General features: G+C 70.7%; 5 protein-coding genes and 1 pseudogene. All 6 read right to left on the bottom strand.

Annotated elements, in window-relative coordinates; all coding sequences use genetic code 11:
* Window positions 1-131 precede the first annotated feature (131 nt).
* Window positions 132-824 (bottom strand): YggS family pyridoxal phosphate-dependent enzyme, encoded by a 693-nt coding sequence (locus V6M46_RS10185; protein WP_332664452.1) that lies wholly within the window; start codon window positions 822-824, stop codon window positions 132-134.
* Window positions 821-1537: a polyphenol oxidase family protein gene (locus V6M46_RS10180; protein WP_332664448.1), complete on the bottom strand. Its 717-nt coding sequence runs from the start codon at window positions 1535-1537 to the stop codon at window positions 821-823. The genes V6M46_RS10185 and V6M46_RS10180 overlap by 4 nt, the downstream gene beginning before the upstream one ends.
* 147 nt (window positions 1538-1684) lie before the next feature.
* Window positions 1685-2706 (bottom strand): annotated as a pseudogene (ftsZ, locus tag V6M46_RS10175) (cell division protein FtsZ); the annotation flags it as partial.
* Window positions 2707-2854: 148 nt separating this feature from the next.
* Window positions 2855-3586 (bottom strand): cell division protein FtsQ/DivIB, encoded by a 732-nt coding sequence (locus tag V6M46_RS10170; RefSeq protein ID WP_332664442.1) that lies wholly within the window; start codon window positions 3584-3586, stop codon window positions 2855-2857.
* Window positions 3583-4980, bottom strand: a complete 1398-nt coding sequence (murC, locus tag V6M46_RS10165; protein WP_332664440.1) for a UDP-N-acetylmuramate--L-alanine ligase — start codon at window positions 4978-4980, stop codon at window positions 3583-3585. The genes V6M46_RS10170 and murC overlap by 4 nt, the downstream gene beginning before the upstream one ends.
* Window positions 4977-6129: undecaprenyldiphospho-muramoylpentapeptide beta-N-acetylglucosaminyltransferase (gene murG / locus V6M46_RS10160; RefSeq protein ID WP_442880497.1), on the bottom strand; the 1153-nt coding region annotated here is incomplete at its 5' end. The genes murG and murC, both read right to left, overlap by 4 nt.

Raw genomic sequence — 6129 nt, 5'->3', positions numbered from 1 at the left:
GGTCGTCGATGTCATCCTCGAACTCGTCGTCGAAGTCAGCTTGTTCCACGAGGCCGAGATACTCGCCGACCTTCCGCATTGCGCCAGCCATGAGAACTCCGTGTGTGCGATCGGAAATGACATTACTGAGATTACCCCGCGGGAGGACGCTCACCGAGCACCGAGCGCCCGATGCGCAGGTGTGTCGCGCCAGCCGCGATCGCGGCCTCGAAGTCTCCGCTCATCCCGGCAGAGATGATCGTGGCGTCCGGGTGGTCCCTGCGGAGCTCGTGCGAGAGACGCACGAGGTGGTCGAAGTGCGGTGCGGGGTCCTCGCCCAGCGGCGCGACGGTCATGAGCCCACCGAGAGTCAGGTGGTCCGAGCCGGCGATCGCGGCAGCCAGCTCGGGTATGCCCGACGGCACGACACCCGACCGTCCGGGGTTGGTCGCATCGAAGTCGACCTGGACGAGGCACGTGAGCGTACGCCCGGCGGCCTCGGCACCGCGGGACAACGAGTTGGCGAGCTTGATGCGGTCGACGCTGTGGACCATGTGGGCGTAGCGCGCGACGGCGCCGGCCTTGTTGGTCTGCAGACCCCCGAGAAAGTGCCACCGGACATCCGCCTCGACCTCGGCGGCCTTGTCGCCCGCCTCGGGGTGACGGTTCTCTCCGAAGTCGGTCACGCCGAGCTCGGCCAGCAGCTCGACGTCCGAGGCGGGATAGGTCTTGGTGACGACGATCAGGGTGATCTCGGAGCGATCACGTCCGGCCACCTCGCAGGCAGCGGCGATGCGCTGCTCGGTCTTCTCGAGCCCGGCGGCCAGCTCGTCCCGCCGGTTCATCGGATCACCGCGATGGCTCCGAAGCGACCGGAGTCCTGGCCCTGGCGGCGATAGGAGAAGAAGCGCTCGTCCTCGATCGTGCACTCGTGCTCGCCCAGGTCGGTGACGGGGATGCCGAGCTCGTGCAGCTGCGCCACGACGCCGGCACCGATGTCGACCGCGGGCGTGCCCCAGGAGGTGGTGGACCGCGCCTCGGGGACGACGGCGCCGACGGCGTCGGCCATGTCCTCGGGCAGCTCATAGCAACGCCCGCAGGCCCGGGGGCCGACCCACGCCTCGAGTGCCTCCGTGCCGTGCTCGCGGATCGCGGCGACGGCGCCCATCACCACGCCCTTGACGAGCCCCTCGCGGCCGCAGTGGACGACACCGGCGACCGGTTCGTCGAGACCCACCAGCACGACCGGCGTGCAGTCGGCAACGCGGACGAGGACGCCGACGCCCGGCTGGTCCGTCAGGAGTGCGTCAGCGACCGGGATCTCGCCGTCGGCGACCTCGCTGGTCCACGCGACGTCGGCCCCGTGGACCTGGGTCATCCGCACGAGCCGGTCGAGCGCGAGCTCGTCCGCCAGGAGCGCGAGGTTGCGCTCGACCACGTCCGGGTCGTCGCCGTTGGACGTACCGAGGTTGAGCGACGACCAGGGACCGTCGCTGACCCCGCCCTCACGATCGGTGAAGGCGAGCTCGACCCGGCCGACGGTCTCTCGGTGGAGCAACAAGCTCAGCGGAGGAAGTCAGGCACGTCGAGGTCGTCGCCGTACTCGGTGGGTACGGGGTCCGGCAGGACCGTCGCGTTGCCGGCGCCGTCCTCGGGGACCTTGGGCCCGTCGAGGTAGGGATCCGGGTCGAGGAAGCTCTGCGCCGTCGGCGGGGTCGTGACGTCGGACTCCTGCTTCGTCTCCTTGAGCAGCGCCGGCTTGGTCGCGTCGCGCAGCATCGGCTCACCACCGTCGAAGCCCGCCGCGATGACCGTCACGCGCACCTCGTCGCCGAGGGCGTCGTCGATCACCGCGCCGAAGATGATGTTGGCGTCGGGGTGCACCGCATCGGCCACCAGGCCGGCCGCCTCGTTGATCTCGAACAGACCGAGGTCCGAGCCTCCGGCGATCGACAGCAGGACGCCACGTGCGCCCTCGATCGACGCCTCGAGCAACGGACTGGAGACGGCGCTCTCGGCGGCGACCGCTGCACGGTGCTCGCCGCGGGCCGAGCCGATGCCCATCAGGGCGGAGCCGGCATCGGACATGACCGACTTGACGTCGGCGAAGTCGAGGTTGATCAGGCCCGGCGTCGTGATGAGGTCGGTGATGCCCGAGACGCCCTGGTGCAGGACCTGATCGGCCTGGCGGAACGAGTCGAGCAGGCTGACGTTGGGGTCGCTGATCGACAGCAGCCGGTCGTTGGGGATCACGATCAAGGTGTCGACCTCGTCGCGCAGCGCCTGGATGCCGGCGTCGGCCTGGCCCGAGCGGTTGCGGCCCTCGAACTTGAACGGGCGGGTCACGACACCGATCGTCAGCGCACCGAGCGAGCGGGCGATGCGGGCCACGACAGGAGCGCCACCGGTGCCGGTGCCGCCACCCTCGCCCGCCGTCACGAAGACCATGTCGGCGCCCTTGATGGCAGCCTCGATCTCCTCGGCGTGGTCCTCTGCGGCGCGCTTGCCGATCTCGGGGTTGGCGCCGGCGCCGAGCCCCCGCGTGGAGTCGCGCCCGACATCGAGCTTGACGTCCGCGTCGCTCATCAACAGCGCCTGGGCGTCCGTGTTGATCGCGATGAACTCGACTCCCTTGAGCCCCACCTCGATCATGCGGTTGACGGCGTTGACGCCGCCTCCGCCGATGCCGACGACCTTGATCACGGCGAGGTAGTTCTGTACCGCCATCGTGTGTCCCTTCCGGGGTCTGTGTTCTTCGTATGCCTACAAGATCGGAAACCCTAACCCTGAGGTGGAGGTTTATAGTTATGTCAACCTGTGACTCATGTGAAACGGTACGCGGGCCGACCCAGCAAGCCGGGCCGACACGCCGCGGCTACTTGCGCGTCGTGGGTTGATCCGGTGCGCTGACGTCGTAGCGCTTGGCGTCGATGCGCAGCAGGGCTCGCAGCACCGTCAGCTTGTGCGAGGAGTCGGCCTTGCTCCCCCACAGGACCGTGCGCCCCTTGGTGAGGTTGAGCTCGATCGAGTCCTTGGTCGCGGCCGCGACCGCCTGCACCTGCTTGCGCAGCCGCGGGTCCTCGTCCTCGATCAGCTGGACGACGGCGGCGACCGCCTCGAGGGTCTGCTGCCGTCGCCGTGGGTCCGTCGCCGTGACCTCGGCCTCGAGCAGTCCCTTGGGCGCCTTGTCGTACGTACGGAAGTCGATGCCGTAACGGTCGAGGCCCCGGATCTGGCCGCCGACCGTGAGCCAGGCGACCGGCGTCCGCTCGACGACCGTGATGCGTACCGTGTGGAGCCACGAGCGCGAGACCGTGACGCTCTGGATGCGCCCCATCGCGGCGACCCGGGCCTCGATCGCCGCGACGTCGATCCGGGCCAGGGGTTGCCCGATGCGCACGTCCGCGGCGCGGCGGACCTGAGACTCCGTGAGGGTGGTCTCGCCGTCGACGGCGACCCGCCGGACCGCGAGGACGCTCGAGAACATCACGATCCACAGCAGCGTCACCGCGAGGATGACTGCCAGCAGACCGACGGCGATGCGTCTGAAGCGGCGGCGACGGACGTACGCAGAACGCGCCGCGAGCCGTTCGTCCAGCTCCGTCATGTGTCGAGTGCCGCCAGGACCGCGGGGCCGACGGTGGTGATGTCGCCGGCGCCGAGGGTCAGGAACAGGTCGCCGGGCCGCAGCTCGGGCACGATGACGTCGGCCAGTCCCTCGACCGGGCCGCCGAGCGACGCTGAGGTGCCGCGGATCGCGTCGACGATCAGGGCCGACGTGACAGCCGGGTCGGGATCCTCGCGGGCGAGGTAGATGTCGGCGACGAAGACCCGGTCGGCACTCGACAGCGCCTCTCCCATCTCCGCGCCGTAGAGCCGGGTGCGGCTCACCAGGTGCGGCTGGTAGGCGACGACGAGCCGGTCTCCGGCGGCGATCGAGCGTGCCGCGGCGAGGTCGGCCCGGATCTCGGTCGGGTGGTGGGCGTACGAGTCGTAGACCCGCACGCCCCCGGCCGCTCCCAGGAGCTGCATGCGGCGGTTGGCTCCGGTGTAGGCCGTCAGGCCGGCAGCGAGCAGGTCGACATGCTCGCCGAGCAGCAGTCCGGCGCCCAGCGCGAGCAACGCGTCCTGCGCGTAGTGGGCGCCGGGCACCGACAGGCGTACCGGCCCCAGGTCGACGCCGTGGAGCGATGCCGAGAAGGTCGACGACGAGCCTTCGACGACCAGGTCGCGGCCACGGAGGTCGGCATCCTCGGCGAAGCCCGCCAGCAGCACCTCGAGGCCGCGCTCTCGCGCCGGCGCGACCAGCGCGCGCGCTCCCGGATCGTCGGCGTTGAGCACCACGAACCCGGAGACCGAGGCGATGAACTCGTCGAATGCCGCGGCGTACGCCTCGACGGTTCCGTAGTTGTCGAGGTGGTCGGCATCGACGTTCGTGACGATCGCGCCCTCGGGCGAGTAGTGCAGGAACGCCCCGTCGCTCTCGTCCGCCTCGGCCACGAACAGGTCGCTGCGCCCGAGGCGGGCATTCGCGCCGAGGCTCGCGACCTCGGCACCGATCGCGAAGGACGGCTCCGCCCCGGCGGCGATCAGCGCGCAGGTCAACATGCCGGTCGTGGTCGTCTTGCCGTGCGTGCCGGCGACGGCCGTCGTGCGGCGGCCCTCCATCAGGGAGCGCATCCCGGCGGACCGCGGCCACAGCCGGAGCCCCCGGCGCTGGGCCTCGACGATCTCCGGGTTGTCCTCGCGCACGGCGGTCGAGGCGATCACGGTGTCGACGCCCGCGAGATGCATCGCGTCGTGCCCGACGAAGCACGTGATGCCCTCGTCTCGCAGGGCCTCGACGACGGCAGACTCGTTGGCGTCGCTGCCGCTGACCTGGATGCCCTGCTGCGCCATGAGCCGCGCGATGGCGGACAACCCCGCGCCACCGATGCCGACGAAGTGGACGGCGCCGAGCTCACGAGCTGCGGGGATGGAGTCGGGCACGGGGATCTTCACGGCCGCGCCGCCTTCTGGATGAGGTCGGCGAGCTTCTGGTCGGCGTCACGCGGCACGATGCCCGATGCCGCGGCCGACATCGCGGCCAGGCGGCCGGGGTGCGAGACCAAGGGGATCACGACATTGTCGATCCACGCCGGCGTCAGCGCCGCATCGTCGATCAGCAGCGCTCCCCCGGCCTGCACGACGGGGTGCGCGTTGTGGGCCTGTTCGCCGTTGCCGATCGGCAGCGGCACGAACGCCGCGGGCAGCCCGACTGCGGCGACCTCGGTGACGGTGTTGGCGCCGGCCCGGCACACGATGAGGTCGGCCGCCGCGTACGCAAGATCCATACGGTCGATGTAGGGCACCACGACGTACGGCGGGTCACCCGGGCCCGGCTCGACAGGCACCTCGTCCGGTCGCCCTGCGCTGTGGAGCACCTGGACGCCGGCGTCGGCGAGATCTCGCGCCGCGGCCGAGATCGTCTGGTTGATGCGCCGCGCGCCCTGCGATCCACCGGTGACGAGCAGCGTCGGCCGGTCCGCGTCGAGACCGAAGTGGGCCCGGCCCTCAGCGCGTACGGCGACTCGATCGAGGCGCGAGATCTCGCGCCGGATCGGCAGGCCGATGTAGTGCGCGTGCGGCAGGTCGGTGTCGGGGAAGCTCGTCGCGACGTGCTCGGTGAACCGTGCTCCCAGCTTGTTGGCGATGCCGGGGATCGCGTTGCCCTCGTGGACGACGAGTGGAATGTGCCGACGACGGGCGATCAGGTAGGCAGGAACCGAGACGTAGCCGCCGAACCCGACGATGACGTCGGGGCGTACGCGATCGATGACCTCGCCCGTGGCCTTGACCGCGGCACGCAGCTTGCCGGGCACCTGCACCATCGCCTTGCCGGGCTTGCGAGGCAGCGGGACCGGCGGGACGAGCTCCAGCGGATAGCCCGCCTGTGGGATCAGCGTCACCTCGAGGCCACGCGGGGTCCCGAGGCAGGTGATGTCGACGCCGGCCTCCCGAAGCACCGCAGCGGTGGCCAGGAGCGGCGACGTGTGACCGGCGGTCCCACCGCCGGCAAGCAACGCACGCACTGGTTCAGCTCCTCCGTGAGACTCGGCCCCGCGCACGGTTGGCGCGGCCGGCGGCAAGGGCTCGCCGGGCTCCGGGTTC

Origin of the sequence: Aeromicrobium sp. (genome assembly GCF_036676885.1) — a bacterium.
GTDB lineage: Bacteria > Actinomycetota > Actinomycetes > Propionibacteriales > Nocardioidaceae > Aeromicrobium.
Note: the sequence above shows the minus strand (reverse complement) of the source record. Positions and strands in the feature narration are given on the sequence as shown.